This window comes from Thioalkalivibrio sp. ARh3, assembly GCF_000377265.1.
Taxonomy (GTDB): Bacteria; Pseudomonadota; Gammaproteobacteria; order Ectothiorhodospirales; family Ectothiorhodospiraceae; genus Thioalkalivibrio; species Thioalkalivibrio thiocyanoxidans.
Genome location: NZ_KB897951.1, coordinates 209,212 through 235,064 on the forward strand (window position 1 = coordinate 209,212; position 25,853 = coordinate 235,064).

At 66.3% G+C, this 25,853-nt stretch carries 28 protein-coding genes; 21 read left to right on the forward strand and 7 right to left on the reverse strand.

All coding sequences use genetic code 11. From position 1 onward, the window contains the following. Position 1 precedes the first annotated feature (1 nt). Positions 2–1,639, reverse strand: a complete 1,638-nt coding sequence (locus tag C995_RS0111085; protein ID WP_018865001.1) for an alpha-D-glucose phosphate-specific phosphoglucomutase — start codon at positions 1,637–1,639, stop codon at positions 2–4. A 252-nt stretch (positions 1,640–1,891) separates the two neighbouring features. Here C995_RS0111085 and C995_RS0111090 point away from each other — a divergent pair, with 252 nt between their 5' ends. Further along, a complete protein-coding gene (locus tag C995_RS0111090; protein WP_018865002.1) occupies positions 1,892–2,374 on the forward strand; it encodes a DUF1249 domain-containing protein in 483 nt (160 codons plus the stop codon). Between the two features lie 30 nt (positions 2,375–2,404). On the opposite strand, the gene fabA is transcribed toward C995_RS0111090, so the two are convergent. Together fabA and C995_RS0111100 are read right to left on the reverse strand one after the other, a co-directional pair. After that, on the reverse strand, positions 2,405–2,917 hold the full coding sequence (gene fabA, locus C995_RS0111095) for a 3-hydroxyacyl-[acyl-carrier-protein] dehydratase FabA (RefSeq protein ID WP_018861710.1): 513 nt from the start codon (positions 2,915–2,917) through the stop codon (positions 2,405–2,407). A gap of 116 nt (positions 2,918–3,033) precedes the next feature. After that, on the reverse strand, positions 3,034–3,348 hold the full coding sequence (locus C995_RS0111100) for a hypothetical protein (protein ID WP_018865003.1): 315 nt from the start codon (positions 3,346–3,348) through the stop codon (positions 3,034–3,036). Between the two features lie 200 nt (positions 3,349–3,548). Here C995_RS0111100 and C995_RS0111105 point away from each other — a divergent pair, with 200 nt between their 5' ends. The 9 genes from C995_RS0111105 (at position 3,549) to mnhG (ending at position 11,672) form a co-directional block, all read left to right on the forward strand. Next, positions 3,549–4,937 (forward strand): hypothetical protein, encoded by a 1,389-nt coding sequence (locus C995_RS0111105; protein ID WP_018865004.1) that lies wholly within the window; start codon positions 3,549–3,551, stop codon positions 4,935–4,937. Between the two features lie 113 nt (positions 4,938–5,050). Next, a complete protein-coding gene (locus C995_RS0111110; protein WP_026279076.1) occupies positions 5,051–5,740 on the forward strand; it encodes a TIGR04211 family SH3 domain-containing protein in 690 nt (229 codons plus the stop codon). Between the two features lie 211 nt (positions 5,741–5,951). Further along, positions 5,952–8,252, forward strand: a complete 2,301-nt coding sequence (locus C995_RS0111115) for a putative monovalent cation/H+ antiporter subunit A (protein WP_018865006.1) — start codon at positions 5,952–5,954, stop codon at positions 8,250–8,252. Next, entirely contained in the window at positions 8,249–8,674 is a 426-nt protein-coding gene (locus tag C995_RS0111120; protein ID WP_018865007.1) for a Na+/H+ antiporter subunit B, read from the forward strand. The genes C995_RS0111115 and C995_RS0111120 overlap by 4 nt, the downstream gene beginning before the upstream one ends. Further along, a complete protein-coding gene (locus C995_RS0111125) occupies positions 8,674–9,021 on the forward strand; it encodes a Na+/H+ antiporter subunit C (protein ID WP_018865008.1) in 348 nt (115 codons plus the stop codon). The genes C995_RS0111120 and C995_RS0111125 overlap by 1 nt, the downstream gene beginning before the upstream one ends. Continuing rightward, the gene (locus C995_RS0111130; RefSeq protein ID WP_018865009.1) at positions 9,018–10,523 is read left to right on the forward strand and encodes a Na+/H+ antiporter subunit D; all 1,506 of its coding nucleotides are present in this window, start codon (positions 9,018–9,020) and stop codon (positions 10,521–10,523) included. The genes C995_RS0111125 and C995_RS0111130 overlap by 4 nt, the downstream gene beginning before the upstream one ends. Beyond that, on the forward strand, positions 10,520–10,993 hold the full coding sequence (locus C995_RS0111135) for a Na+/H+ antiporter subunit E (protein WP_018865010.1): 474 nt from the start codon (positions 10,520–10,522) through the stop codon (positions 10,991–10,993). The genes C995_RS0111130 and C995_RS0111135 overlap by 4 nt, the downstream gene beginning before the upstream one ends. A 15-nt stretch (positions 10,994–11,008) precedes the next feature. Further along, positions 11,009–11,284, forward strand: a complete 276-nt coding sequence (locus C995_RS0111140; protein ID WP_018865011.1) for a cation:proton antiporter — start codon at positions 11,009–11,011, stop codon at positions 11,282–11,284. Further along, on the forward strand, positions 11,277–11,672 hold the full coding sequence (mnhG, locus tag C995_RS0111145) for a monovalent cation/H(+) antiporter subunit G (protein ID WP_018865012.1): 396 nt from the start codon (positions 11,277–11,279) through the stop codon (positions 11,670–11,672). Before C995_RS0111140 ends, mnhG begins: the two co-directional genes overlap by 8 nt. A 120-nt stretch (positions 11,673–11,792) precedes the next feature. Here the strand turns inward: mnhG and C995_RS0111150 are convergent, their stop codons facing one another. Beyond that, positions 11,793–12,245 (reverse strand): hypothetical protein, encoded by a 453-nt coding sequence (locus tag C995_RS0111150; RefSeq protein WP_017925939.1) that lies wholly within the window; start codon positions 12,243–12,245, stop codon positions 11,793–11,795. Between the two features lie 198 nt (positions 12,246–12,443). Here C995_RS0111150 and C995_RS0111155 point away from each other — a divergent pair, with 198 nt between their 5' ends. The 3 genes from C995_RS0111155 to C995_RS0111165 all read left to right on the forward strand — a co-directional run bounded on the left by C995_RS0111155 (position 12,444) and on the right by C995_RS0111165 (position 15,529). Further along, positions 12,444–13,112 carry a metalloregulator ArsR/SmtB family transcription factor gene (locus C995_RS0111155; protein WP_018865013.1) on the forward strand — a complete coding sequence of 223 codons (669 nt, stop codon included), beginning with the start codon at positions 12,444–12,446 and terminating at the stop codon, positions 13,110–13,112. A gap of 338 nt (positions 13,113–13,450) precedes the next feature. Next, positions 13,451–14,185, forward strand: coding sequence for an MBL fold metallo-hydrolase (locus C995_RS0111160; protein ID WP_018865014.1), 735 nt, complete (start codon positions 13,451–13,453; stop codon positions 14,183–14,185). Positions 14,186–14,209: 24 nt separating this feature from the next. Next, on the forward strand, positions 14,210–15,529 hold the full coding sequence (locus tag C995_RS0111165; RefSeq protein WP_018865015.1) for an MFS transporter: 1,320 nt from the start codon (positions 14,210–14,212) through the stop codon (positions 15,527–15,529). Between the two features lie 11 nt (positions 15,530–15,540). Here the strand turns inward: C995_RS0111165 and C995_RS0111170 are convergent, their stop codons facing one another. Next, entirely contained in the window at positions 15,541–15,999 is a 459-nt protein-coding gene (locus tag C995_RS0111170; protein ID WP_018865016.1) for a DUF6231 family protein, read from the reverse strand. A 104-nt stretch (positions 16,000–16,103) separates the two neighbouring features. Between C995_RS0111170 and C995_RS0111175 the strand changes: the two genes are divergently transcribed. The 5 genes from C995_RS0111175 (at position 16,104) to C995_RS0111195 (ending at position 21,585) form a co-directional block, all read left to right on the forward strand. Next, positions 16,104–16,586 (forward strand): Crp/Fnr family transcriptional regulator, encoded by a 483-nt coding sequence (locus tag C995_RS0111175; RefSeq protein WP_012982173.1) that lies wholly within the window; start codon positions 16,104–16,106, stop codon positions 16,584–16,586. Positions 16,587–16,603: 17 nt separating this feature from the next. Further along, positions 16,604–17,392, forward strand: a complete 789-nt coding sequence (locus C995_RS0111180; RefSeq protein ID WP_018865017.1) for a YdcF family protein — start codon at positions 16,604–16,606, stop codon at positions 17,390–17,392. Positions 17,393–17,418: 26 nt separating this feature from the next. Then, the gene (locus C995_RS0111185) at positions 17,419–19,458 is read left to right on the forward strand and encodes a hypothetical protein (protein WP_026279077.1); all 2,040 of its coding nucleotides are present in this window, start codon (positions 17,419–17,421) and stop codon (positions 19,456–19,458) included. Between the two features lie 101 nt (positions 19,459–19,559). Continuing rightward, a complete protein-coding gene (locus C995_RS0111190; protein WP_018865019.1) occupies positions 19,560–20,192 on the forward strand; it encodes a YdbL family protein in 633 nt (210 codons plus the stop codon). A 34-nt stretch (positions 20,193–20,226) separates the two neighbouring features. After that, on the forward strand, positions 20,227–21,585 hold the full coding sequence (locus C995_RS0111195; protein ID WP_018865020.1) for a YhjD/YihY/BrkB family envelope integrity protein: 1,359 nt from the start codon (positions 20,227–20,229) through the stop codon (positions 21,583–21,585). 22 nt (positions 21,586–21,607) lie between these two features. Here the strand turns inward: C995_RS0111195 and C995_RS0111200 are convergent, their stop codons facing one another. Continuing rightward, positions 21,608–22,222, reverse strand: a complete 615-nt coding sequence (locus tag C995_RS0111200; RefSeq protein WP_018865021.1) for a YceI family protein — start codon at positions 22,220–22,222, stop codon at positions 21,608–21,610. Continuing rightward, the gene (locus tag C995_RS0111205; RefSeq protein WP_018865022.1) at positions 22,219–22,995 is read right to left on the reverse strand and encodes a CDP-alcohol phosphatidyltransferase family protein; all 777 of its coding nucleotides are present in this window, start codon (positions 22,993–22,995) and stop codon (positions 22,219–22,221) included. The genes C995_RS0111200 and C995_RS0111205 overlap by 4 nt, the downstream gene beginning before the upstream one ends. Before the next feature lie 394 nt (positions 22,996–23,389). Here C995_RS0111205 and C995_RS0111210 point away from each other — a divergent pair, with 394 nt between their 5' ends. Genes C995_RS0111210 through C995_RS0111220 form a run of 3 tightly spaced genes read left to right on the forward strand, consistent with a single transcriptional unit; the run spans position 23,390 to position 25,853 of the window. Further along, positions 23,390–24,376 carry a zinc-binding alcohol dehydrogenase gene (locus C995_RS0111210; protein WP_018865023.1) on the forward strand — a complete coding sequence of 329 codons (987 nt, stop codon included), beginning with the start codon at positions 23,390–23,392 and terminating at the stop codon, positions 24,374–24,376. Positions 24,377–24,407: 31 nt separating this feature from the next. Continuing rightward, the gene (locus C995_RS0111215; RefSeq protein WP_018865024.1) at positions 24,408–24,806 is read left to right on the forward strand and encodes a 6-carboxytetrahydropterin synthase; all 399 of its coding nucleotides are present in this window, start codon (positions 24,408–24,410) and stop codon (positions 24,804–24,806) included. Positions 24,807–24,809: 3 nt separating this feature from the next. Continuing rightward, positions 24,810–25,853 carry a glycosyltransferase family 4 protein gene (locus C995_RS0111220; protein WP_026279078.1) on the forward strand — a complete coding sequence of 348 codons (1,044 nt, stop codon included), beginning with the start codon at positions 24,810–24,812 and terminating at the stop codon, positions 25,851–25,853.

Sequence of the window (25,853 nt, forward strand, 5' to 3'; positions counted from 1 at the left end):
GTCAGGTAATCACATCGGGTTTGTCGCGACCGGTCAGGCCCGGCAGGTCACCCAGTCGCACGGCCGCCTCGATCAGCGGGCGCAGCAGCTCCTGCGGCTCGCGGTCCAGGTGTTCAGGGTGGGTCTCGTACTGCTCGATGTAGATGCGCAGGGTCGCCCCTTCGGTGCCAGTCCCGGAGAGGCGGAACACGATGCGCGCGCCGCCCTCGAACAGGACCCGCAGGCCCTGGTGCTCGGTCACGCTGCCGTCCACCGGGTCGCGGTAGGCAAAGTCGTCCGCCTCCGCGACACGCATACCGGCGAGCGACTGCCCCGGGAGGCTCGAGAGCTGCTCGCCGATGCGCGCCATTACCTGTTCGGCGCGGGCGGTGTCCAGCCCTTCGTAGTCATGCCGGGTGTAGTAGTGGCGGCCGTAGTCGCGCCAGTGGTCGCGCACGATCTCTTCCACCGACTGGCGGCGGGCGGCCAGCAGGTTTAGCCAGAACAGCACGGCCCACAGGCCATCCTTTTCGCGCACATGATCGGAGCTGGTGCCAAAGCTCTCCTCGCCGCACAGGCGGATGCGGCCGTCGTCCAGCAGGTTGCCGAAGAATTTCCAGCCCGTGGGGGTCTCGAAGCAGGGGATGCCGAGCGCCTCGGCGACCACGTCCACCGCCTGGCTGGTCGGCATGCTGCGCGCCACACCCTTCAGCCCGTCGGAGAACGCGGGGATCAGGTGGGCGTTGGCCGCCATGATGGCCAGGCTGTCGGACGGCGTGACGAAGAAATGCGGGCCCAGGATCAGGTTGCGGTCGCCGTCGCCGTCGGAGGCCGCGCCAAAGTCCGGCGGGTTGCGCCCGTACAGGGCCTCTCGCAGCTCGCGGGTATGGGCCAGGTTCGGGTCCGGGTGGCGTCCGCCGAAGTCGGCCAGCGGTTCCGCGCGCAGCAGGGCATCGCCGGGGGCGCCCAGGCGATTGATCAGGATCTCCTCGGCGTAGGGCCCCGTGACCGCATGCATCGCGTCGAAGCGCATACGGAAATAGTCCGATCGCAGCAATTCGCCAATGCGTTCGAGGTCGAACAGGGTCGCCATGTGGTCGGCATAGGCGCCCACGGGGTCGACAACCTCGATCGACATCTCGCCGAGATGGGTGCTGTGCAGGTGGTCGATGTCGACGTGCGGCGTGCCACTGGCGATCCGGTAGTGAGTCAGCACCTTGCTGCGTTCGAAGATGGCATCGGTGATGCTGGCTGGCGCGGGTCCGCCGTTGGCCGTGTTCAGCTTGACGCCAAAATCGCCCTCGGGCCCGCCTGCGTTATGGGAGGCCGAGAGGATGATGGCGCCGGCGGCACCGCGCGAGCGGATCAGGTGGCTGGCGGCCGGTGTCGACAGCAGGCCGGCATGCCCGACCGCGACCTTCTTGACGTCGTTGGCAGCGGCCATGCGCAGGATGGTCTGGATGGCCTCGCGGTTGTGGAAGCGTCCGTCGCCGCCGAGGATCAGCTCGCCTTCGCACAGGTCGGGGTGCGCCTCGAAGATGCTCTGGATGAAGTTTTCCAGGTAGTGGGGCTGCCGGAACTGTCGTACCCGCTTGCGCAGGCCCGAGGTGCCTGGTCTTTGGTCGGTGAATGGCCGGGTCGTGACGACACTGATATCCATGGAGTCGTGAGTCCTTGTTGGTTAACGCGCACCGGTGAATCCCGTCTTGTTCGACGGTACCAAAAAGGGTCGGGGGTGTCCCGTGCCTGGCGGTGGGTTTGCGTATGGTTTTCGGCAGGCGCCATCCACCGGCCGACTTGGACCCGGCGATGTTGGCAATGGTGCAGCGAAGGGTGGATCGTGGAAAACGGGACACTATTGCGAGCGGGTACATTGGCCAGTGTTTGCCCGGGGGCTGTTAGACTGCGCGGCATGTTGCTGGATACCCGCACCCCCGCCCATCTCGAACCACGCCCGGTCACCTTCGCGGCGTTGATGGAGATGTACGAGGAAAACTACCTGTCGGTACGCCGTCTGTGCCCGGAGCTGCATCGTCAGCCGGTGCGTGCGGTCTCGCGGGTCGAGGGAGCGCTGGATCTGCACCTGGAGGTGCTGGAGCGCACGCGGTACACGACCACGCTCCGACTCACCTATGCCTTTGCCGGGCGCGACGAACCGCGTCTGCAACCGGATGCCCGGGTGCGCCTGTTTCACGATGCGCGGCAGGCCGAGGTACTGGGGCGTCATTGCCGGCGCAGCGGCGAAGATCTGGTGATCGATACCATCGCGGGACACCCGGGGCTGGGCTGCCGCTGGCGGCACAACCGGTTTCTGTTCAAGTGGCTGCGCTATTGCCTGCGCCAGGGCCACCGCTTTCACCCGGACGCCACGCCCGCGCCGTTGGCGGCGGACTAGCTTCCTGCCGGAGCAGGCTCGCCGCTCAGGTCAGAAGTTTTCGGTGGAGGTGAACAGGCCCACGCGCAGGTCGTGGGCCTCGTAGATCGGCCGGCCGTCGACCTCGACGATGCCGTCGCCAATGCCCAGCACCAGTTTGCGCGAAATCACCCGCTTCATGTCGATGCGATAGGTGACCTTCTTCGCGGTGGGCAGGACCTGGCCGGTGAACTTTACTTCGCCCACGCCAAGGGCGCGGCCACGTCCGGGGTTGCCCAGCCAGGCGAGGTAAAAGCCGACCAGTTGCCACATCGCGTCCAGCCCCAGGCAGCCGGGCATCACGGGGTCGCCGGGGAAGTGGCAGGCAAAGAACCACAGGTCCGGGTCGATATCCAGCTCGGCGATCATCTGGCCCTTGCCATGCTCGCCGCCGTCGCTGTTGATCTCCAGGATGCGATCCATCATCAGCATGTTGGGGACCGGCAACTGGGCGTTGCCCGGGCCGAACATGTTGCCGTAGCCGCAGGCCAGGAGTTCGTCGCGATCGTACTGATTCTTCTGCATGGGGGCGCCGCTCGGGGAAAAGCCCGGTATTGGACCGAAACCCGCGCGCAAAAGCAATTCCGCCGGTTACCGGCCGGCGTGGCGCGCTCGCGTTCGCGGCCGTTCAGCCGCGGGCGTCAGGCATCGCAGGGGTAGCGCAACAGCTCGGCCAGCGTGTAGAAGCGCGACCCGCGCAGGTAGCCCGCCTGGATGTCGGCCACCAGCGCGCCGGGGCGTCCTTCGGCGTCGCGCTCGGCGATCCAGCCCGCGGGCAGGGTGTCGAGAATATGAGTGCAGGCCAGGCGGCCGTCTTCCAGATGGCTGGCATGCACCTCTCCGGTACCGCGATGGCGAAACGCGGGAAGCCAGCCGGCAGTGAAGCCGGCGTCCAGCCAGCCGGGCTGCCCGGTTGGTTTGGGGTCTGCGACGGGGAGTAGATCGGTCTGCAGCATCGAAGTTCTCCGGGGATTTACACCTCCTATCGGCGTCGCGGCGACAAACTTGAGCACGTGGGGTGGGCCGCGCGTCGCGAGGCTGGATCGGCCATAATCGCGGCCGGAGAGAACCGGCGGCGGGCGGGAGCCGGTCGCAAACCGTGCGGGGATGGGGCTCGGCGCGTCCGGGTACCAGGCAGAATCGACGAGGGGGTGGCGTGGCTATCACGATCCTGATTGTGACTCTGGCGATCATCATCGCCATCGTGCTGCTGGACTGGGCGCGAGAACCGGTGCGCGCGGTGCTGTTCGCGATCACGGGCGGGCTGGTTCGCGTGTGCTGTGCCTTGCGGCGACACCTCGTGCATCTGCGGGATGCCGTGACGGGCTGGCATCGCGGCTATCTGGCACGTCTGGAAGCGGACCGAATCCACGGGGCGGTGGAAGCTCTGGAGCGTCGCTATGGCCACCTGGTAGGACATGATCTGGCGCAGATGCCGGAGCTTCGCCAAGAGGCGGCCGACACCTTGCGCGCCCTGCGCGAGGCTTATGAAAACGATGAGACCCGTCTGCTCGAGGAGCCCGCCTGGGTGAGCCGTCTCGAGGCGCTGGCCAGTACCCCTGTTAGCGATACCCCGCAGAGCCAGCGACTGGCGCAGGATATCCAGGAGACGATCCTGCGTATTGCGCGCCTGGGCATGGAAGAGCATAGGCAACTTGCTCAGGGCATGCTGGCGGCCCGGCGGCGGCTGGAGTCGCCGGTGGACCAGCTGGTGGATCGGCTGGAAAGTCTGCAAAGGCGCCTCGGTGACCTGCAGCGCCAGGGCGATCGTCTGGACCGTGCCCTGGCGCGCTGTGAACAGACCGAGCCTTCGATCCGGCACCAGCTGCCGTCGTATGCCCAGGCCGTCAGTCAGGGATTGCTGGGGCTGGTGGGCCTCGCACTGACGGGGCTGGCGGTCATCGTGTACCACCAGCTCTTCGGGCCACCGTTCGCCGGGCAGTTCCCGGCCGCCGAGGATGCCGGGCCCGGCGCGCTGTCGGACCGGATCATTGCCCTGCTGCTGGGGATTGCGCTGGTGAGCGGGTGGCTGCTGGCCGAAAGCCGAGGGGCGATCCGGCTGTTGCCGCAGGCGGTAATGGAGCGCGACAACTGGGCCCGTATGGGGCTGGTTGTCATGGCATTACTGGTGCTGGGTGCTGTAGTCGCGTTGTCCGGACTGGCGGGCTTTCACCTCGAGTGGGTGCGTTATCGGAACGAGCTTCTGGAGACGCTGATGGCCGGAGAAGTGGCGCCTCCGCCCACGCTGTACTGGACCGAGCAGCTGGTCGGCGCGGCCGTCGGGTTGGTGGTTCCGCTGGTGATGGCACTTGCGCCGCTGTGGCTGGTCTCCCTCTTGCAGGCGGTACGGGTGCTGGTCGGGGGACTGCTTGGCATCGTGCTGGCGCTACTAACGGGTGTGCTGCACCTGCTGGCCGTGATCGCGCTGCAGCTGCGGCGGCTCCTGCCGGCCCTGTTCGAGCTGGTGACCTTTCCGCCGCGCGCGGTACGCGAGCGGCTGATGGGACATGCAGCGTCTTCCCGGGGGGCGGACCCCGGAATGTGACGGGGATCACCCCATAGACGGAGCATTCCCGCGCGGCGCAAATGCCGCTGTAGAATGCGCTCCCTCAAGTAAATGGCCGGATCAGGCTACCAGGTGAGAGGCAGGACATGGGCATGCAGGTGCAGCGGGTGATTCGCGGGCTGACGGTAACCGGAATACTGGTCCTGGGTGGGTTGACCGCGACGGCGGTAATGGCCGAGACCACGCGTTTTGTCAGCGACGAGCTGGAGGTCGGGGTGCGCAACGGCACCGGGCCGAACAGCCGCATCATCAGTTCGGTGCGCTCCGGGCAGGAGGTCACGGTGCTCGAGGAGAGCGGTGATGGCCATACCCGTATTCGCCTGCCGAGCGGTACCGAGGCCTGGATTCTGACTCGCTACCTGCAGGATGAACCGCATTCCCGGGAACGCCTGGAAGAGGTCGAGAGCGAGCTGGCCGAGATCCGCTCGGGCGCGGACGACCAGGAGGGCCGGATTGCCGAACTGCTGGATATCCGCGGCGAACTCGAGTCCGAGCGTGACGATCTCGAGCTGCAGGTGGCGGATATGGAATCCGAGCTCGAGGAACTGCGTGACGTGGCGGCGCGCCCGCAGGAGATCCAGCGCGAGAACCAACGTCTGGAGAGCGAGCTGGTCGATGCGCGTGATTCCGCGGACGAGTATCGTCGGCAGGTGGAGGTCATGCAGGCCGACAGTCAGCGGCGCTGGTTCATGACCGGCGCGGCGGTGACCGTTGGCAGCCTGATTCTCGGCATCATCCTGACGCGCATCCCGCTTCGCCGCCGTCGCAGCGACTGGTACTGATCGTCTCACCCCCGGGAGTTTCTCCGGGGGCAAGAGGCGTGTCCCGCTTCGCGTTTCTTGCGTGGCGCTCGTCGAGCCATTAGGCTTTCGCAGCTGTTTTGAAGCCGTCGCCGGTGGTCCTGGGTGACGGACGCAACTCCAGGAGCGTGATTCCAGGCAGGTTTCGGTGTCACGCGGATAACGCCCGACGCAAAAGGACTCAGCTGGCCGGATGCTCTACGCAATTCTGTCAACATTCCTGGTGGCCGCGATTGCGCCCGCGGTCCATCGAGTGACCGGTCGTGCCAGTGGCTGGGTGCTGGGGATTCTCCCGGCGGCGCTGTTCCTCTATTTCCTGAGTTTCCTGCCCGCGGTCTCCAGTGGCGAGTCCATCGTGCTCAGCTGGCCGTGGCTGCCGGGTCTCGATATCCACCTGTCGTTCCTGGTGGATGGCCTGTCGTTGCTGTTCGCGCTGCTGATCTCGGGCATCGGGTTCTTCATCGTCACCTATGCCGGGCGCTATCTCGAGGGGCACCGGGATCTCGGGCGCTTCTACGTGATCATCCTCGCCTTCATGGGCTCCATGCTGGGGCTGGTGCTGGCGGATAACCTGATCGCGATGTTCGTGTTCTGGGAGTTGACCAGCATCACGTCCTATCTGCTGATCGGCTACAACCACGAGAACGCGGACGCCCGGAAGTACGCACTGCAGGGCCTGATTGTTACCGTGGGTGGTGGCCTGGCGCTGCTTGCCGGGATCGTCATGCTGGCGATGGCGGGGGGCTCGTACGAACTCTCCGAGATCCTGGCCAACGGCGATGTTGTCCGCGAACACTCGCTGTACCTGCCACTGCTGATCCTGATACTGATCGGGGCCTTTACCAAGTCGGCACAGGTCCCGTTCCACTTCTGGCTGCCGCGCGCAATGGCCGCGCCGACACCGGTCTCCGCCTACCTGCACTCGGCCACCATGGTGAAGGCCGGGGTCTATCTGCTGGCGCGCCTGAACCCGTCGCTGGGCGGCACCGATATCTGGTTCACCACGCTGGCGCTGTTCGGCGCGCTCACGATGTTTACGGGGGTGTTCCTGGCCTTCCGCAGTACCGGCGTGAAACAGGTCCTGGCGTATTCCACCGTGATGGCGCTGGGCACGCTGACCATGCTGATCGGTATCGGCACCGAGACCGCGCTGATGGCCGCGATGGCCTTCCTGCTGGCGCATTCGCTGTACAAGGGCGCGCTGTTCATGGTCGCCGGTATCCTTGACCACGAGGCGGGGGCCAAGGATTTTCTTCAGACCGGCGGGCTGCGCACGGCATTACCCGTTACAGCGGCCTTTGCGATCCTCGCGGCGTTGTCACTGGGCGGGGTGATCCCGCTGTTCGGCTTTGTCGCCAAGGAGCTGATGCTGGAGTCGGTGCTCGAGGCCCCGGGTCTGGTGGGCATCCTGACACTGCTGGCGGTACTGACTGCGATCCTCGGGGTCGCGGTTGCCGCGATCGTTGGTATCCGGCCGTGGTTCGGCTCGCGGGTGGAGACGCCGAAGACCCCGCACCACGAGGCCCCGCCGGCGATGCTGGCCGGCCCGGTCGTGCTGGCGAGCCTGGGCCTGATCTTTGGCCTTGGGCCGGGGCTGGCGGATGAAGGACTCGTCAACGCCGCGGCGGCGAGCGTGCAGGGCGCGCCGGTGGATGCCTATCTGGCGCTGTGGCACGGCATCAACTGGCCGCTGGCGATCTCCGCGTTCAGCCTGATCGCGGGTGGCCTCCTCTACTGGCGCTGGGAGCAGGCACGGCGCGCCCTGGCCTGGGTGGACCAGGCGGCCGAATACGGTCCGGAGAAGGGCTACTTCAAGATGATGGATGGCCTGGTCTGGATCTCCGAATGGCAGACCCGCGTGCTGCAAAACGGCTATCTGCGCTATTACGTGATCGTGATCGTCGCGATGACCGCGGGCCTGGTCGGGGTGACCGCCCAGCTATTCGACGTGAGCGTCAGCGCGGTGCACTTCGAACGCCTGCAGATCCACGAAATGGCGATCATCGCGATCCTTGTGGCGTCGATGCTGTTCGCGGTGCTGACACGCTCGCGCCTGGGCGCCGTGGCGGCGCTGGGCTCTCTGGGCTTTACGGTGGCCCTGGTCTATGTGCTGTACAGCGCGGCCGACGTGGGGATCACGCAGGTGCTGGTAGAGACCCTGACCGTGATCCTGCTGGTGCTGGTACTGTTCCGTCTGCCGGGTTTCTTGAGCCTGTCGTCCACTGCGCTGCGGCTGCGCGATGCCGGCATCGCGCTGGTGGCCGGCGGCATGATCACGCTGCTGATGCTGAGCACCCTGGATGCGCGCCTGTTCGACTCGATTTCGCAGTATTTCATCGAGGAGTCGGAACCCTCCGGCTATGGCCGTAACATCGTGAACGTGGTGCTGGTGGACTTCCGGGCACTGGATACGCTGGGCGAGATCTTCGTGCTGGCCCTGGCGGCGATCGGGGTGTACGCCATGATTCGCTTCCGTGCGGAGGACCGCCGATGAGCATGCACTCACTGATTCTGCGCACGGCCGGACACTTCCTGCTGCCGCTGCTGCTGCTGTTCTCCGTGTTCTTGCTGCTGCGCGGCCATGACGAGCCGGGTGGCGGGTTCATCGGTGGCCTCGTCGCGGCTGCGGCGATCGTGCTGTATCTGTTCTCGATGGATATTCGATCCGCGCGCAAGGTGCTGCGCGTGGATCCGCGCGACCTGCTGGGCGCGGGCATGGTGCTGGCGGTTGTGAGTGCGCTGCCTGCGGCCTTCCTCGGGCAGGCGTTCTTCACGGCCCAGTGGTGGGAATTCACGGTCCCGGTCTTCGGCGAGATCAAGCTCTCCACCGTGCTGATCTTCGATATCGGCGTTTATCTCGTCGTCATCGGGTCAGTGCTGACGATCATGCTCAATCTGGCGGAGGCGGAAGACTGATGGAAGTCGTCATGGCCTTCGTGGTCGGCGGCATGTATGCCGCGGCCATCTATATGATGCTCCGGCGTTCGATCGTCAAGCTGGTGATCGGGCTGGTTCTGCTGTCGAACGCGGCCAATCTGCTGATTTTTACCCTGGCCGGAATGAAGTCGGGGGCGCCGCCGCTGATCCCGCCGGGCATGTCGATGCCCGACGGGGCAGCCGCAGACCCGCTTGCGCAGGCTGTGGTGCTAACCGCGATCGTGATCGGTTTCGGCGTGCTGGCGTTTGCCGTGGTATTGATCCATCGCGCCTACGAAGTTGTGAAGGCGGATGACATGGACCAGATGAAGGACACGGATCGATGAACATGTCCGTCGCCCTCCCGGTCATCATCCCGCTGCTCGCCGGCGCCCTGTCGGTGATGTTCTGGCGCTCGCATTTCGCGCAGCGCGCGCTGGGCGTGCTCGGGACCGGCGCGATGCTGGCCACCAGCGTCTGGCTGTTGCTGGAGACCTGGGAGCACGGCCACATCGTGATGGAGATGGGCACCTGGCCGGCGCCGTTCGGGATCGTGCTGGTCTCCGACATGCTGGCCGCGATCATGGTGGTGCTGACCGGCATCATCGGCTTTGCCACGGCCGTCTATTCCCTGTCCGGCATTGGCAAGATGTCGGAGAAATTTGGCTACTACCCACTGTTGCACCTGCTGCTGGCTGGTGTGAACGGTGCGATGCTGACCGGCGACATCTTCAACCTCTATGTCTGGTTCGAGGTGATGCTGGTGGCTTCGTTCGCGCTGCTGATCCTGGGTGGCGAGCGCGCACAGATGGAAGGGGCGATCAAGTACGTCACCCTGAACCTGCTGTCGTCGATGATCTTCCTGACCGCGATCGGTCTGACCTATGGCCTGACCGGCACGCTGAACATGGCGGACATCGGCGACAAGCTGTCCACGGTGGAGGACACCGGGCTGATCACCGTGATCGCGATGCTGTATCTGGTCGCGTTCGGGGTGAAGGCAGCGGCCTTCCCGTTCTTCTTCTGGCTGCCGGCCTCCTATCACACGCCGAAGGTCGCGGTCTCCGCGCTGTTCGCGGGCCTGCTGACCAAGGTCGGGGTGTATGCGCTGTTCCGTGTGTTCACGCTGATCTTCAACCAGGATGTGGACTATACCCACGAGATCCTGCTGTGGGTCGCCGCGGCCACGATGCTGACCGGCGTGCTCGGGGCGGCCGCCCACTACGAGTTCCGGCGCATCCTGTCGTTCCACATCATCAGCCAGATCGGCTACATGATCATGGGGCTGGCGCTGTATACGCCGCTGGCGCTGGTGGGTGGCGTGTTCTACATCATGCACCACATCATCGTGAAGGCGAATCTGTTCCTGATCAGCGGGATTACCTTCGTGATGAAGGGCACCCACGAGCTGAAGTACATGGGCGGCATTTACCGCACGAATCCGATGCTGGGCGTACTGTTCCTGATTCCGGCGCTGTCGCTGGCGGGTCTGCCGCCGCTGTCCGGGTTCTTCGCCAAGTTCATCATCATCCGCGCGGGCATCGAGGCCGAGGCCTACTGGGTCGTCGCCGTGGCGCTGGTGGTCGGTCTGCTGACGCTCTATTCGATGATCAAGATCTGGGCGGAGGTCTTCTGGAAGGCACAGCCGGAAGGGGTCGAGGACGAGATCCGTGATGTAAGCTCGGGCCCGATGATCTGGATGTGGGTGCCGGTGATTATGCTCGCGCTGATGACCGTGGCCATTGGCCTGTATGGCGAGCCGATCTACCAGATGGCGGCGATGTCGGCCGAGCAGCTGCTGGATCCGTCGCAGTACATCGAGGCGGTCCTCGGGGAGGCGCGCCAATGATCGCCCTGACCTGGAACATCGCGCTGGCCCTGATCTGGGTATTCCTCACCGGCAACTTCACCGGGGGCAACCTGCTGATCGGCTTCTTCCTTGGCTATGTGCTGCTGGCCTTCGCGCTACGCGACAAGCCGGCGTTCGCAAGCTACGCGCGCCGGGTGCCCAGGTTCATTGCCTTCATCGGGTTCTTCCTGTGGGAGCTGTTCCTGTCGAACCTGAGAGTGGCCTACGATGTGATGACGCCCACCCACCACATGGTCCCCGGCGTGATTGCCTTTCCGCTGGATGCGCAGACCGATGGCGAGATCACGATCGTCGCGAACCTGATTTCACTGACGCCGGGCACCCTGAGCCTGGACGTATCGACCGACCGCAAGGTGCTCTACATCCACGTGATGTATCTGGAGGACCGCGACGCGGTGATCCGCTCGATCAAGTATCTGGAACACCGGGCCCTGGAGGTCCTGCGCTAGGCGCGGGGGACACAGATGTTCGATATCGCCATCATCGTGGCCAATGTCCTGCTCAGCATCTCCCTGGTGCTGGGGTTCTGGCGTCTCTATCTCGGGCCGACGCTGCCCGACCGGGTAGTGGCGCTGGAGCTGATCGCGTCGCTGACCATTGGCTTCATCGCGGTGTACGTGATCTCCAGTGGCCGGACCCCGTTCATCGACGTGGCGATGGTGCTGGCGCTGACTGCATTCCTCGCCGCAATCGGGTTCGCCCGCTATCTCGAGAAAGGGGGGCACCGCGAAGATGATTGAACTGATTACGGGTTTCTTTCTGGTGATCGGGGCCGCTTTCATGATGGTGGCAGCGCTGGGGCTTGTCCGCATGCCGGACCTGCCGATGCGTCTGCACGCCACGACCAAGGCCGGCGTGCTCGGGGCCGGCCTGATGATGGTAGGGGTTGCTGTCTACTTCGGTGACGGGGGCGTGACGGCCCGCGCCGTGGCGGTGATCGGCTTTCTGCTGCTCACCGCCCCGGTGGCCGCGCATGCGATCGGCCGAGCCGGCTACTTCGTCGGGGTTCCGTTGTGGGAACACACCCGCTCCGACGAACTGAAGGGCCGCTACGACGACAAGACGCATACGCTCGCCTCGCCACCGGAGATGAACGAATCCTCTGCGGACGACGAGCCACGCCGCTGAGCCAGCCTTGACCGGGCTCCTGGACGACCGGCCATAAAAAAGCCGGGACGCAAAGTCCCGGCAATGGGCACAGTCGCGGGAGAGAAATGCGACTGGAGTTCACTCCCTGATGCAGGCGGTTCAGGCCGCCTGGTGGGTTTCCTTCGCCTCGCGGGCAGCCTTGGCCTCTTCCGGCGAATAGGCGGCGCCGGACCAGAGCATTTCGTAGGCGATCTCTTCGTTACCGTTTTCGCACAGCTCCAGGACCTCCTGGAACAGCGGCTGGAAGGTCTCGCTGCGGTGCGAGGCCTCGTGTTCCTCGAAGCTGCGCCAGAAGGTGATGATCAGCGCCTCCTTGTCCTTCATCGGGCTCTCCACGGCCTGGCCGATGGTCGAGCCCTCGTTGGAGACGGCGCCGGAGTTCAGGGCAACAAAGCCGCCGACGAAGCCGGTGTCCGAGTGATAGGTCTTCACGTTTTCGCACAGCATGGCAACCCGTTCCTGCAGGTCGTCGATGCTGTACTCCGGCTTCAGGATCACGCGGTTGATGGTGACGACGCCGTCGGCCGGGAAGTTGTGGATCAGCTGGCTCATGGTTGTCCTCCTTTCGGGAACGGGTGCCCCTGCGGCGGGGCACGGCTTGTCAGTTAGTTCGTTACCAACTGCTAATAAATAGTTCCCGAGTAATCTAGTCAAGAATGAATTCGGCGCAACAAACCCTCGTTCGCGCTCGGGCCTTGCGCCTTGCGGCGGGGCGGTCTACCTTGCCGACTTCCCCATCCGGAATGCGTCATGTCCGATCGCGAACTGAAGGATTTGCTCTACGACCAGGTCGCCCGGATCGGCAAGGCGGCGTCCAGCCCGAAGCGACTCGAGTTGATCGAGCTCCTGGTGCAGGGGGAGAAGAGCGTCGATCAGCTCGCGTCGGACGCCCAGATCAGCGTCAAACTGGCCAGTGCCCACCTGAAGGAGCTGCGTCAGGCCAACCTGGTGGAGTCCCGGCGCGACGGGCGGCGCATCTTCTACCGCCTGGCAGATCCGCGCGTCGCGGATTTCTGGGTCGTGCTGCGGGAGCTGGCCGAGAGCCGGCTACTGGAGCTGCAGGGCGCCGTGCGGGACATGACGGCCAGCGCCGGTGACATGGTCCCGCTGAGCGGTCAGGAGCTGCTGGAGCAGGCCCGCAAGGGCGAGGTGATCGTCCTCGACGTTCGCCCGGACATCGAGTACGCCACCGCGCATCTGCCGCACGCCCGCTCCATCCCTTTGCGCGAGCTGAAGCAACGCCTCGACGAACTGGCGCCGGATATCCCGGTGGTTGCCTACTGCCGGGGCCCGTATTGCCTGATGGCGCGCGACGCGGTCGCGATCCTGGACGCACACGGTTTCCGCGCGGTCCGTCTCGATGAAGGTGTGGCCGAATGGCGCCATCAGGGCCTTCCCCTTGAACAAGGGAAACCCTGATCCGAGTTTTCCCAGGACCCTCCGACGGCTGAAACCACCTCGGTTGGCGGACTTGCAGGTTCGCTCACTCCCGCGTCAGCGCCCCCAGCAAGGCGTGTGAGTGGCGTGCCGCTGGATGTTCGTCCGTGTCCTCCGGTGGAACCCCCTCTGTATTGGCCAGAACGTATTTGACATCCCTTCGGTGGCGGACTAGTTTACATTCTAACGAACGTTAGACTAAATACCGTGCCCGGCAGGTTCCGTTCGATTGCGGGGCGCCGTTCCCGGAATGAAACCAGCCGGTTTCCCCGTTCTCGCGCGATCCTTGCCGTCATCATGGATGATCCAGGAGGTATGTCATGTTTTTCCGTCAGTTGCCGACCCGGGAATCTTCACTGTCCTATCTGTTTGGGTGCGGGTCGCTCGGCAAGGCGATTGCCGTGGACGTCGTCGAGGGTGATCAGGAGTGGTTCCTGGAGCAGGCACGCCAGGTCGGCGTCGAGATCACGCACGTGATCGATACCCATGTCCACGCGGATCACTATTCCGGTGGGCGCGATCTGGCAGAGCGTGCCGGCGCGAAGTACTGCCTCCATGAATCGGATCGCGAGGTGGTCGAGTTTGATTTTCATCCCCTGCGCGACGGCGACCGGATCGAGGCTGGTAACGTCGAAGTAGAGGTCCTCCACACGCCGGGGCATACCGAAGACAGCGTGTGCCTGCTGGTGACCGACAAGCGGCGCGGCGAGCAGCCCTGGTTCGTGCTGACGGGTGACACGCTGTTTATCGGGAGCGTCGGGCGCCCCGACCTGGCCGGGCAGGAGCGCGAGATGGCCGGGCGGCTCTACGACAGCCTGCATCAGCGGCTGCTGGGGCTGCCGGATGAGCTCGAGATCTACCCGGGCCACTACGCGGGGAGCGCCTGCGGCGCCGGTCTGTCGGGCAAGCCGTCCTCCACACTGGGTTTCGAGAAACGATTTAACCCGGGGCTCGCGTTCAGTGATCGCGATGCGTTCGTCGACTTCCTGACGAGCGACATCCCCCCGCGTCCGCCCGGCATGGATGCCTATGTGGCCGCGAACATCGCGGCCTGAGGGGTACAGGACAAGGAACGAATTATGAGTGATCCATCCAGGGCCGCGCAGGCCTACGAGCACCTGACCCACGGGATTCGCGAGAACCTCGGGCAGTTCGGGCAGCAGCTGATCCAGGTCTTTTTTGTCGGCCTGACGATCGGGATGATGCGTACCGTCATCCCGGCGCTGGCCGAGGACGAGTTCGGCGTGGCCGAGGGCTCGTTCATGCTGCTGACCGCGTTCGTCGTCGCGTTCGGGGTGGTCAAGGGCGTGCTCAATTTCGTGGCCGGGCGACTGTCGGAGCGCATGGGGCGCAAGACCGTCCTGATGCTTGGCTGGATGGCGGCCATCCCGATCCCGTTCATGATCCTCTACGCCCCGTCCTGGAGCTGGATCGTGGCCGCGACCATCCTGTTGGGCGTGAACCAGGGGCTCGCCTGGTCGATGACCCAGACCGCGAAGATGGACATCACCCGGAGCGACGAGCGCGGCTTCACGATGGGCATGAACGAGTTCTCCGGCTACGTCGGGGTGGCCGTGGCCGGGATCGTGACCGGCTATATGGCCGCTGCCCTCGGGCCGCGCATGGGAGTGTTCGTGTTCGGTGTGGTCGTGATTCTGATCGCGATCCTGATGACCGCACTGTGGGTGCGCGAGACCCTGGACTGGGCCAGGGCCGAGGGGGCCCGGCATGCCGCCGGGCAGTCCACCGGGCCGCAACCTCGCTATCCCAAATCCATCGCCGATACGCCGACCACCTGGGAGGTGTTCACGCTGATGTCCTGGCGTGACCGGCGCATGGCCGCGTTCAGTCAGGCGGGCCTGGTGGAGAAGTTTGTGGATGCCCTGGTCTGGGTGTTCTATCCGGTATTCCTGTATCAGCAGGGGCTGAGCCTGGCCGCGATCGGCTGGGTCGTGGGGATCTACGGCTTTGTCTGGGGTGGCTCGCAGTTCGCCACCGGCAAACTCTCCGACCATGTGGGGCGGTTGCAGCCCATCGTCTGGGGCATGTGGATCTGCGGTGCTGGCGTGGCACTGACGCTGCTCGGCGAGGGGGTCATCTGGTGGTCATTCGCGGCGGCCGTGACCGGTTTTGGCATGGCGCTTCTGTATCCCAACCTGAGCGCGGCGGTCGCCGATATCGCCCATCCGAACTGGCGTGGCTCGGCGATCGGGACCTACCGCTTCTGGCGCGATCTCGGCTACGGCGTTGGTGCGCTGGGTCTGGGGGTCGTTGCCCACATCGGCGGTTCGGTCACCTGGGGCTTCTGGTTCGTGGCCATCGCCATGTTCCTGTCCGGTGCGCTGGTACTGCTGTGGGGGGAGGAGACCCATCCACGGCTGAATCCCGATAAGGATTAGGCCCCGCGCGCCTACCAGCGCGCCTTGTCCCACATCTCGGGATTGGCCCAGAAACGGGCATTCAGCCAGTCCGGCGTCAGCTTGTAGTCGTACAGGCTGGTGCGGTAGACCGCATGATCCGGCGCGGCGGATTCGGCGTCCGGGTCGCGCCGAAAGCCCAGCGCGAGAAACTCGTTCAGTCCCCAGCGTTCGTCGTCCAGCCGATGCAGGATCAGTACCTCGTCCGCCCAGCGGTCCCGCAGGCCGCCGAGCAGGTGCTGGCCGGTCGGGACATCCAGCGTGCTGAGGGTGTCCAGCAGCAGGACGAGTGGCACACGGGGCTCCGGTGGGTTCTCGAGAAACACCGCGGCCGTGGTGCATTCCACGTCCAACGGGCTGTTCAGCCCGTCCGTGTCGGGCACGAGCAACAGGGCCCGACCATCTCGCAGACGGGCAGGCAGGTGGCGGCGAAGGGCCTCAATGTCGATCAATCCACGTCTCCTCGGTACATCCCGTCCCCCGTGCCGAGGGTACAATCGTTATACTCTAAACCACCCTCACTGCTACTGCGGACCCGTCAGAAGGAAGCCCTCTCATGTCCAAGGAACTGCTGACCGAATTCCTCTCCAAGCACCCGATCTCCGCGTCCCTGACGCCTGCGGAGGTGGAAGTCCTGCTCGAATACCTGGAGGTGGTGGAGACCCACCACAAGCAGGTGATCGCGGATATCGGCGAGGTGGGCGAGTCGCTGTTTTTCGTGGTGAGCGGGACGGCCGCGTTGTATCACGACGACGGCAGCCAGGAGATCGAGGTGGGCCGCATGCAGACCGGCGAGTTGGCCGGGTCGATGTCGTTCTTTGACCGGGTGCCGCGCGGCGTGCGCATGCGTGCGCTGAGCGACAAGACGCGGCTGCTGCGCCTGTCGCGCTCGATGTACGACCGCCTGCGTGTGGAGAACCCGTATATCGCGGTGAACCTGCTGGAGTTCGCGATCATCAGCCTGGATCACCTGATCCGCCGTGTCTCGGAGGACGTGGCGACCTACGCCCACTACCTCTACTCCCCGGGCAAGAAGTAAGCCCCCCGGGACCGCCCATGCTCGCGTCCCTGCAAACCATTGCGGAACACCTGCTGTTGCCGCCGGGGCTGGGTATCGCCCTGACGGTGTTGGGCGTGCTGTTGTGGCGGGCCGACTGGCGTGGTGGCCGGCCGCTCCTGGCGCTGGGGCTGGTGGCACTGGTGTTGCCCAGCCTGCAGGTCGTGGCACAGCCCCTGGCGGACACCCTGGAGCGCGAGGTGCGCGACAGCGTACTGGCGACCGGGCGGGCGGATGCGATCGTGATCCTGGGCGGTGGTCGTTGGGTGGGCCGCGCGGAGGACGCCGGACACGACGCCCTGAACCCCCGCACCCACGAGCGTGTGCGCGAGGGCGCGCGGCTGCACCGTGCCACCGACCTGCCCATCGTGGTCTCGGGTGGGACGCCGAGGGCGCTGCCCGGGCGCCGTTCGGAGGCCGAACTGATGGCCGCGACCCTGCAACAGGACCTCGGGGTCTCGGCACGCTGGCTCGAGAATACGTCGCGCAACACCTGCGAGAACGCCACGCATACACGCCAACGCCTGCAGGGGCAGGGAGTGGAGGCCGTACTGGTAGTGACCCAGGCGATGCATCTGCCGCGTGCGCTGGAGTGTTTCGAGCGCGCCGGGTTCGATGCCTATCCGGCGCCTGCCGGTTTGCGCGGCACCACCGATGACCCGCGCGGCCTGCGCGACTTCCTGCCCACCACAGAGGCCATCGAGACCTCGCGCTTTGCCCTGCGGGAGTGGCTGGCGCGGGGGGCGCTACCACTGCGCGAGCGCCTGCGCGGCAGTACCGGAGACTGATGCCCGTGCCCCGTCCGGTGCGCTGGATGCTTGCGGGGCTTTGCGTGGGGGGCATCGTGGCGGGAACGTCTTCCGGCGCTTGGGCCGAATCGGCTGTATCCCTTGGCGCTGAACTGAGCATCGATTCGGTGGTGCACGAGGCCCTGAGCGCCGAGGGACTGAGCTCCCGCGTCAGCTGGAGCGATGGGCGCCTGAGCCTTGAGCTGCGCGCCGAGCGCATCGAGCTGCCGGAGCCGGTGGGTACGCTGCGCGCCGCGCGGGTGGAATGTGCCGAGCTGCGCCTGACCCGGCGCGAGGTGGCGTGTGACGACGCGCGCCTGTGGGGGCGCTCGGGCGATCTTCGCCTGGATGGCCACCGCCTGGCGCTGGCCTGGGCCCGCGACAGTGGCCATCTGCGGCTGGCCGGGGACTGGCCCGGGTGGTTCGGTGGGCGCGGAAGCCTGCGCGCGGATTTCGCCCCGGAACGCGGTTGGGATGTCGACGCCCGGCTGCGGGGGCTGGACCTCCAGGCGCTGGTCGCCTTCGACCGCCAGCCCGTTGAACTGCCGGTGGCCATCGGAGACGGCCGCGCCGACCTCGACCTGCGGCTGCGTCCGGGTAGTCGGGTCACCGCGCGTCTGGGGCTGGAAGATGTCGCCTTCAGCGATCCGCTGGGGCTGCAGGCGGGCGAGGAACTGCGCGCCACGGCGCAGTTGTCCGGGGATGGCACGCGCTGGGATCTGGATCTCGCTCTGGAAGGGGGGGGGGTCTACATCGATCCCTGGTTTCTGGATCTGGACGAGGAGGGGCCGGTGAAGGTTTCCCTGAACGGGCTGGAGGGGGACCCCGGAACCCTGGCGTTCCGGATGGACGCCCTGGATCTGCTTTACGGCGATGCCCTTGAGACGCGGGGCGAGGCGGTGGCCTATGAGCCGGGGGCGGGGCTGGATGGCGTCTTTTACGGTCGGGTCCATGCGCTCGCGCCGGTCTACGATGCCCTGCTGGCCCCGTGGCTGGCCGGGACGGTGCTCGGGCATATGGCCACCGGGGGGCAGCTCGAAGGACGTGTGGAACTGGTGGGCTCACAGCCCCGGCGCGCCGACCTGGAATGGTCGGAACTGGATGCCAGCGATCGGCGGGGGCGCTTCGGCTTGGCCGGTGCGCGCGGGGCACTCGACTGGTCGGCCGACGAGGCGGGGAGTCCCGGCACCTTCGCGATGGATGTCGCCCACCTGTACGGGCTGCCGTTCGATGCCTTCGAGGCGCAGGTTCGCGCTCTGCCGGCCGGCCTGGAGCTGCTGGCCGAAACCGAGATCCCGATCTTCGATGGCGGGCTGCGGGTCGGGGCCTTCGAGTTGCGCCAGACGGATGCAGGGCCGGATGTGCGCTTCGAGGGCGGCATCCGAGCGATCAGCCTGGAGCCGTTGACCGAGGTGCTGGGCTGGCCACGGTTCTCCGGGCGGCTGGCCGGCATGATCCCCCGGGTGCGCTACGAGCGGGGTGACCTGAACGTGGATGGCCGGCTGCTGGTCCAGGTGTTTAATGGCGAGGTCATACTCCGCGATGTGTATATCCATGATCTGCTGGGCTATGCCCCGGAACTGGGCCTGTCGGCCGAGATCCAGCGGCTGGATCTGGATCCCCTGACGCAGGCCTTCGACTTCGGACGCGTGCAGGGGCGCATCTCCGGACACGTGCGCGATCTGGTGATGGTGGACTGGTCGCCGGTGCACATGGATCTGCAACTCATGACCCCGGAGCGCGATCCGGGACGTCGACGGATCAGTCAGCGGGCGGTGGAGGACATGACCGAGCTGGGCGGAGGCCTGCAGGCCGCGGCTTCGTCGGTCTTCCTGCGGGTGTTCGAGAACTTCAGTTATCGTCGTCTGGGCTTTCGGTGCGAGCTGCGCGGCGAGGTCTGCACGGTCTCTGGCGTCGCCGATCGTCCGGATGGCGGTTTCGTGCTGGTACAGGGTGGCGGCATCCCGCAGATTCGGGTGATCGGCTACAACCGCCGGGTCGACTGGCCCGAACTGATCAACCGGCTCGGGACGATCCAGGCGGGCGATGGGCCGGTGGTGCATTGATCAGTATTTACTCGAGGGGTTCGGTGTTTGGTTGCCGTTCAGGCTGATGGTGTAGATTGAGGATCATGCGGGATCGACCGCCTCGACAAGGGAAATACGGCATGAAGGCTTTGTGGAGTGTTCCGGGACTGGCGCTGCTGTTCGCCCTGTTGGCGGGCTGCGTGACCATCAATATCTACTTCCCCACAGCGGCGGCCGAGGAGGCCGCGCGTGCGATCGTGCGCGACGCGTTGCAGGTGGAGGAAGGCACTCCGGAATCGGAGGCACCATCGGAAGCCGAGCCCGGCGCGATGCTGATACCGCCCAATGCCCCGGCGAATGCGAGCCTGCCGGCGCTGGCCTGGGTGCTGGACCGTCTGGTGAGTCCGGCCGCCGCGCAGGGTCCCGACCTGCAGATCCAGACCCCGGCGATCAACCGCATTCGCGCCTCCATGCGCGAGCGGGCACCGGAGCTTTCGCCCCATTTCCGCAGCGGGGCAATCGGCTTCGGTCGCAACGCCGATGTGGCAATCCGTGACCTCTCCGAGGTCCCGCTGCGTGATCGCAGCACCGTGCAGCGGCTGGTGAGCGAGGAAAACTCCGACCGTGACTCGCTGTACCGCGAGATCGCGCGGGCGAATGACCGCCCGGACTGGGAAGACCGGATTCGCGAGACCTTCGCGCGCGTCTGGGTGGAAGAGGCGCCCTCGGGCTACTGGTACCAGGACCGCGACGGTCAGTGGCGGCAGAAATAGCCCGGATGAGTCTGGCGGCCATACGGAGTGACCGGTGCCGGCGCTGACGCTGGCCGAACGTATCGAGGCCCAGCGCCAGCGTCTGGTATCGCTGGTGCAGGATACCGACCTGACGCAGCTTCCGCGCTGGCAGGCCGTGGGGCTCGGGGTAGTGCGGGGGGCAGCGGCGATTGTGCACGAGGCCAAGGAGGGTCAGCTCACGCTGCGCGCGATGAGTCTGGTCTATACCACGCTGTTGTCCATTGTCCCGCTGATTGCGCTGTCGTTTTCGGTGCTCAAGGCCTTCGGCGCGCACAACGCAGTGGAGCCAGTCGTCCTTGGCTTTCTGGAGCCGCTGGGAGAGCAGGGGGTCGAGATTGCGAACAACGTCATCGAGTTCGTCGACAACATGCGGGTCGGCGTACTGGGCTTTATCGGCCTGCTGTTTCTCGTCTATACCGTTATTGCGCTGGTACAGAAGGTCGAACTGGCCTTCAATACCATCTGGCGCGTCGAGAATAGCCGCAACTTTGCCCAGCGCTTTTCGAACTATCTTTCGGTCATCCTGATCGGTCCGCTTTTGGTGGTGTCCGCGCTGGGCATTACCGCAACGGTGATGTCCACTACTGCCATGCAGACGGTGGCGGGCATCGAACCGTTCGGCACGCTGATCACCGGCGTCTCGCGGCTGGTGCCATATCTGTTGATCATGGCGGCGTTCACTTTCATCTATGTGTTCGTGCCAAACACGCGAGTCAGGCTGTTCCCGGCCCTGGTCGGGGCGGTTGTGGCCGGGTTGTTGTGGCAGAGCATTGGCTGGGGGTTCGCGACCATGGTGGCGGGCTCCACGCGTTTTGACGCGATCTACTCCAGTTTCGCGATCATGATGCTGTTGTTGATCTGGATCTACCTTGCCTGGCTGATCCTGCTGATCGGGGCCAATGTGGCCTTCTACGTGCAGCATCCCGAGTACATGACGGTGCGCGGGTTGCGGCTGCGCCTGTCCGGCGCGGCGCGCGAGCGCATGGGTCTGCACCTGATGCAGCAGGTGGGTCAGCGCTTCCTGGATGGTCGTGCGCCGCCGACGCTGGATCATGTGGCGCATGATTTGTCGGTGCCGGGCAATGCCCTGGGGGAGGTTGCGCAGGCGCTGGAGTCGGCGGGGCTGCTGGTGCGCGCCGGTGCGGACGGTTCACGATACGTGCCAGGGCGGGACCTGGAGCGGATCCGGGTGGATGAGATCCTGGACGCCCTGCGTCAGGACGCGGATGCCCGCGCCCTGCGCCGCCTGGAGGGCGATCCGGCGGTCGAGGCCACGCTGGAGGAACTGGAGTCCGCACGCCGTGACCGCCTGGACGGGCGCACCCTGCGCGACCTGCTGAACCGCGAGCGGGCCGCGCCGGCCCCCACCTGAGCCCCGATGTCCGGCGCCGGGCCTACTGGCGCTGGGCCTCGAGCTCAATGATCAGTTCGACCTCGTCCCCCACGAGGTCCCGTGTCAGACCGTAGGTCATGCCGAAATCCGAACGGTCGAAGCTGCCGCGCATGGAGGCGCCCAGCACGTAGGGGCGGCCGAACATCCCGCCGAGCGGAAACGGATAGCGGCCCACCTTGTTGATCGTGACGTCCAGCGTGACCGGCCGGGTCTCGCCCAGCAGTTCCAGGTCACCGGTCAGGCGCCCGGTGTCATCGCCGGTGGGCTCGTACTGGGTCGCGGTGAAGCGCATCTCCGGATATTCCTCGACATTCAGGAAGTCATCGCTGCGCAGATGGTCGTCGCGCTCCTCGTGGTTGCTGAACACGCTGTCTGTCTGCACGACGAAATACCCCTCGCGCAGTTCCCGGGTCTCCGGGTCGAAGGTGAATTCGCCCTCGGCCTCCAGGAACATGCCCAGGACCTTGGCGAAGCCGGCATGATCGACCAGGAAGCCGACTGCAAGGTGTTCCGGGTCGATCTCCCAGCGATCGGCCTGGGCCAGCGCGGAGACAGGGAGGGCCAGGGCCAGCAGGCCGGCCAGGAGCAGCGAGCGTGGGGCACGGGCGTTGATCATGTCGAACCTCCGGGGCATTGACGGTGTAACCAGCGGATGTCGGTGGCGAACGATCCGGTCAGGGCCACGAGCCCTGCAAGGGCGACGCCAATCGCCGCCACAGGGTGCAGGCCCGGGAGCAGGGCGACCAGGAGGACGCCGGATTGCAATACGCAGATCGCCTGGCGCCGACGGCTCGGAGGCAGGGGTTCTGCCAGCCAGGGCCAGATGCGCTGTGCAGCCAGGAACAGGTAGCGCATGGCGCCGATCAGCACGACCCAGGCCCCGACCGCCGTCATCCACCAGACCAGGATCGAGAGGGCGAGGATAATGGCCGCATCCAGCTCCATGTCGAAGCGCGCACCGAAGGCCGTGCGACTGTTCGTGCGGCGGGCAACGGCACCGTCCACGCCGTCCAGGATCAGGGCCGCTGCGGCGAGTCCCAGGACCCACAGCAGTACGATCGTGTCGGGGTCGGCAGCTGCCGCCAGAACGAGTGCCCCGAGCGGGGCCGCGATTGCGGCGCGGGCCAGGGTTACGCGGTTGGCCGGGCCGGGTCCGCGGTGCCGGTCGGCCAGCCCGCCGCTGGGGGTGTTCATGACCAGCATCAGACCCAGCAGGACCCAGATCCCGGCGTGCGCGATCAGCAGCGGGGCGACAGCACCGATCTGCCAGCCCAGCAGTGCGGAGAGCGCCAGTCCGCCCGCACCGGCCAGCGCCCAGTCCCGCGCCCAGGTGCGCAGGCCCGTGCGTGCGCGTTCGGGCCAGCGGTTGGAGGTCAGCGTGGAATCCATGGCTCGAGTGTAGTCGTCCTGAGGAAACATCTAGGGAAACACTGATTAATGTACACGCTCGCGTTGGCACCCCAGGTTTTCCGAGACAAGGCGCGGTGTGCAGCCGGTAGTGGTTCTACCGGCAAGGGCCGCAACGCAGGATCGGGGAACCTGGGGTGCCAACCCCGAAGGGGCTCGGCCGCCCGTTGTAATCAAAAACGGGCGCGCGCACGAGTTGCGGTTCCCTTGTGCAGAATGACTGCACGGCGGTCGCCGCGCCTTGTTCGCACGCAAAAGCGACTCGAGCGCGAGCGTGTACATTGATCAGTGTTTCCCTAGGATACGCCCGCGAGTTGCCGGGAATCACGACCATCGACCACACTGCCCCCATGCCGGACGATGATCGAACCGCTCCATGAGCGCGCCCCTTGCCAGCGCCTTCTGGGTCACTGGACCCGGCCGGGGCGAGTTGCGTGACGAGTTCCTGACCACCCCCGGAGTCGACGAGGTGCGGGTGAGCAGCCGCTATTCGGCGATCAGCCGCGGGACCGAGTCGCTGGTGTTTCATGGCCGCGTCCCCCCCAGCCAGTACGCGGCGATGCGCGCGCCCTTTCAGGCGGGCGACTTTCCGGCCCCGGTGAAGTACGGCTACATCAGTGTGGGCGACGTCACCGAAGGCCCCGGGGCGGGGCAGACAGTGTTCTGCCTGCATCCGCACCAGTCCGAATATGTCGTGCCGGCCCAGGCCGTGGTGCCGGTGCCGGAGGCTGTTCCCGCCGAACGTGCGGTTCTGGCGGCCAACATGGAGACCGCGATCAACGCGGTCTGGGACAGCGCCGTCGGTCCCGGAGACCGCGTCGCCGTGATCGGCGCAGGCGTGGTGGGCCTCCTCGCGGCATGGCTGCTGCGCCGCATACCGGGAACCGAGCTGTCCGTGATCGACCCCAACCCTGCGCGCGAAGACATCTGTGCCGCACTCGACCTGCCCCGCCTGACCCCGGAGCAGGCCGCGCAGGATGCCTCCCTGCAGGACCTCGACCTGGTGCTGCATGCCAGCGGCAATCCCGCCGGTTTGCGCCAGGCGCTGAGCCTGGCGGGCGTGGAGGCGCGGGTGGTGGAGATGAGCTGGTACGGTGACCGGATGGTGGATCTGCCGCTGGGGGAGGGTTTCCACGCACGCCGACTGACCCTGCGCAGCTCGCAGGTCGGGCGCATCCCGCCCGCGCGGGCGCCACGCTGGGATTACCGGCGGCGGCTGGCGCTTGCACTCGCGCTGCTCGACGATCCGGCCCTGGACGGCCTGATAACCGGCGAGGATGCGTTTGCCGATCTCCCGGCCGTGATGCAGCGGGTGACAGGGCCTGAGGCGGATCGTACGCTGTGCCACCGCATTCGCTACTGATCCTGCCCACGAAACCGCGCAAGGAGAACGCATGTACAGCCTGAATGTCCGTGACCACTTCATGATCGCCCACAGCTTCTCCGGCGAGACGTTCGGCCCGGCGCAGAATCTGCACGGCGCCACGTATGTGGTGGACGTGACCTTTCGCCGTGTGGCGCTGGATGCCGATGGTCTGGTGGTGGATATCGGCCGGGCGAGCGAGGTCGTGCGGGCGATCCTGGCCGAGCTCAATTACCAGAACCTTGACGAGCGCGAAGACTTTCGTGGCCAGAACACGACCACCGAGTTTCTCGCTTATGCGATCCACCAGCGCGTGGCGCAGGCCATCGCCCAGGGGGAGCTCGGCGAGTCGGCCCGGGGACTGGACGCCGTCGCGGTGACCCTGCACGAGTCCCATGTGGCCTGGGCGAGCTACGAGGGTGCTCCCTGACGCATGTCCAGGCTTGGATTCTTGGTCCCGGGGGCGCTGGATCAGCCCACTGGCGGGTACCGCTACGACGCGCGCATGATCGCCGGGCTGCGCGAGCAGGGCTGGCGGGTCGAGCTGCGCGAGCTGGAGGGCCAGTTCCCCGGGCCTGATGCGCGCGCGGAGCAGGCCCTGGAAGAGGCCCTGGCGGGCTTTCCCGATGGCATGCGAGTGCTGCTCGACGGACTGGCCGCGGGCGCGAGTCCCGCCGTCCTTCGGCGTCACGCGGCGCGCCTGCAGCTCGTCTACCTGATGCATCACCCCCTGGGCCTGGAGGCGGGGCTTGCGCCTGCGCGCTCACAAGCGCTGCTCGAGGCTGAGCGCGCGGCCGTGGCCCTTGCCTCGCGGGTGGTCGTGACCAGTGATTATACGCGGGCGCAGGCGGCCGACTGGGGTGTGCCGTCCGAGCGTCTTTGCAGCATTCTGCCCGGCGTGGAATCGGCGCCGCTGGCCCGTGGCCCGGAGGATGGGGTGCCCGTGCTGTTGTGCGTGGCCGCCTGGGTGCCGCGCAAGGGACAGCTCGAGCTGGTGCGCGCACTGTCCGGCCTGCGCGAACGGTCCTGGCGGGCCGAGCTCGCTGGTGCGATGGATCGTGATCCGGACTATACGGCCTCCGTGCGTGATGCCATTGCCGAGGGCGGGCTGGAGGCGCGGATCTCGGCACCCGGAGTGCTGACACACGAGGGTTTGGGCAAGCTCTATGACCAGGCCTCGATCTTCGTGCTGCCGAGTGTCTACGAGGGCTTCGGCATGGCCTTTGCCGAGGCGATGATGCGCGGTCTCCCGGTGATCGGGACCACCGGCGGGGCCATTCCCCATACCGTACCGGAGGCGGCGGGTTTGCTGGTGCCGCCCGATGACGTGGAGGCCTTGCGCCAGGCGCTGGAGAGTCTGCTGTGCGACCCCGAACAGTGTCGACGCATGGGCCGCGCGGGGCGTGCGCATGCCGAGTCGCTGCCGGACTGGACGGAGGGTGCCCGTCGTCTGGCCCAGTGGCTGGAGGCGGTCTGA

Excerpts from the sequence above, each read along its gene's own strand:
- C995_RS0111085 (WP_018865001.1), bottom strand. The coding sequence starts at position 1,639 with ATGGATATCAGTGTCGTCACGACCCGGCCATTCACCGACCAAAGACCA.
- C995_RS0111090 (WP_018865002.1), top strand. The coding sequence starts at position 1,892 with ATGTTGCTGGATACCCGCACCCCCGCCCATCTCGAACCACGCCCGGTC.
- fabA (WP_018861710.1), bottom strand. The coding sequence starts at position 2,917 with ATGCAGAAGAATCAGTACGATCGCGACGAACTCCTGGCCTGCGGCTAC.
- C995_RS0111100 (WP_018865003.1), bottom strand. The coding sequence starts at position 3,348 with ATGCTGCAGACCGATCTACTCCCCGTCGCAGACCCCAAACCAACCGGG.
- C995_RS0111110 (WP_026279076.1), top strand. The coding sequence starts at position 5,051 with ATGCAGGTGCAGCGGGTGATTCGCGGGCTGACGGTAACCGGAATACTG.
- C995_RS0111115 (WP_018865006.1), top strand. The coding sequence starts at position 5,952 with ATGCTCTACGCAATTCTGTCAACATTCCTGGTGGCCGCGATTGCGCCC.
- C995_RS0111120 (WP_018865007.1), top strand. The coding sequence starts at position 8,249 with ATGAGCATGCACTCACTGATTCTGCGCACGGCCGGACACTTCCTGCTG.
- C995_RS0111125 (WP_018865008.1), top strand. The coding sequence starts at position 8,674 with ATGGAAGTCGTCATGGCCTTCGTGGTCGGCGGCATGTATGCCGCGGCC.
- C995_RS0111130 (WP_018865009.1), top strand. The coding sequence starts at position 9,018 with ATGAACATGTCCGTCGCCCTCCCGGTCATCATCCCGCTGCTCGCCGGC.
- C995_RS0111135 (WP_018865010.1), top strand. The coding sequence starts at position 10,520 with ATGATCGCCCTGACCTGGAACATCGCGCTGGCCCTGATCTGGGTATTC.
- C995_RS0111140 (WP_018865011.1), top strand. The coding sequence starts at position 11,009 with ATGTTCGATATCGCCATCATCGTGGCCAATGTCCTGCTCAGCATCTCC.
- mnhG (WP_018865012.1), top strand. The coding sequence starts at position 11,277 with ATGATTGAACTGATTACGGGTTTCTTTCTGGTGATCGGGGCCGCTTTC.
- C995_RS0111150 (WP_017925939.1), bottom strand. The coding sequence starts at position 12,245 with ATGAGCCAGCTGATCCACAACTTCCCGGCCGACGGCGTCGTCACCATC.
- C995_RS0111155 (WP_018865013.1), top strand. The coding sequence starts at position 12,444 with ATGTCCGATCGCGAACTGAAGGATTTGCTCTACGACCAGGTCGCCCGG.
- C995_RS0111160 (WP_018865014.1), top strand. The coding sequence starts at position 13,451 with ATGTTTTTCCGTCAGTTGCCGACCCGGGAATCTTCACTGTCCTATCTG.
- C995_RS0111165 (WP_018865015.1), top strand. The coding sequence starts at position 14,210 with ATGAGTGATCCATCCAGGGCCGCGCAGGCCTACGAGCACCTGACCCAC.
- C995_RS0111175 (WP_012982173.1), top strand. The coding sequence starts at position 16,104 with ATGTCCAAGGAACTGCTGACCGAATTCCTCTCCAAGCACCCGATCTCC.
- C995_RS0111180 (WP_018865017.1), top strand. The coding sequence starts at position 16,604 with ATGCTCGCGTCCCTGCAAACCATTGCGGAACACCTGCTGTTGCCGCCG.
- C995_RS0111185 (WP_026279077.1), top strand. The coding sequence starts at position 17,419 with ATGCTTGCGGGGCTTTGCGTGGGGGGCATCGTGGCGGGAACGTCTTCC.
- C995_RS0111190 (WP_018865019.1), top strand. The coding sequence starts at position 19,560 with ATGAAGGCTTTGTGGAGTGTTCCGGGACTGGCGCTGCTGTTCGCCCTG.
- C995_RS0111200 (WP_018865021.1), bottom strand. The coding sequence starts at position 22,222 with ATGATCAACGCCCGTGCCCCACGCTCGCTGCTCCTGGCCGGCCTGCTG.
- C995_RS0111205 (WP_018865022.1), bottom strand. The coding sequence starts at position 22,995 with ATGGATTCCACGCTGACCTCCAACCGCTGGCCCGAACGCGCACGCACG.
- C995_RS0111210 (WP_018865023.1), top strand. The coding sequence starts at position 23,390 with ATGAGCGCGCCCCTTGCCAGCGCCTTCTGGGTCACTGGACCCGGCCGG.
- C995_RS0111215 (WP_018865024.1), top strand. The coding sequence starts at position 24,408 with ATGTACAGCCTGAATGTCCGTGACCACTTCATGATCGCCCACAGCTTC.
- C995_RS0111220 (WP_026279078.1), top strand. The coding sequence starts at position 24,810 with ATGTCCAGGCTTGGATTCTTGGTCCCGGGGGCGCTGGATCAGCCCACT.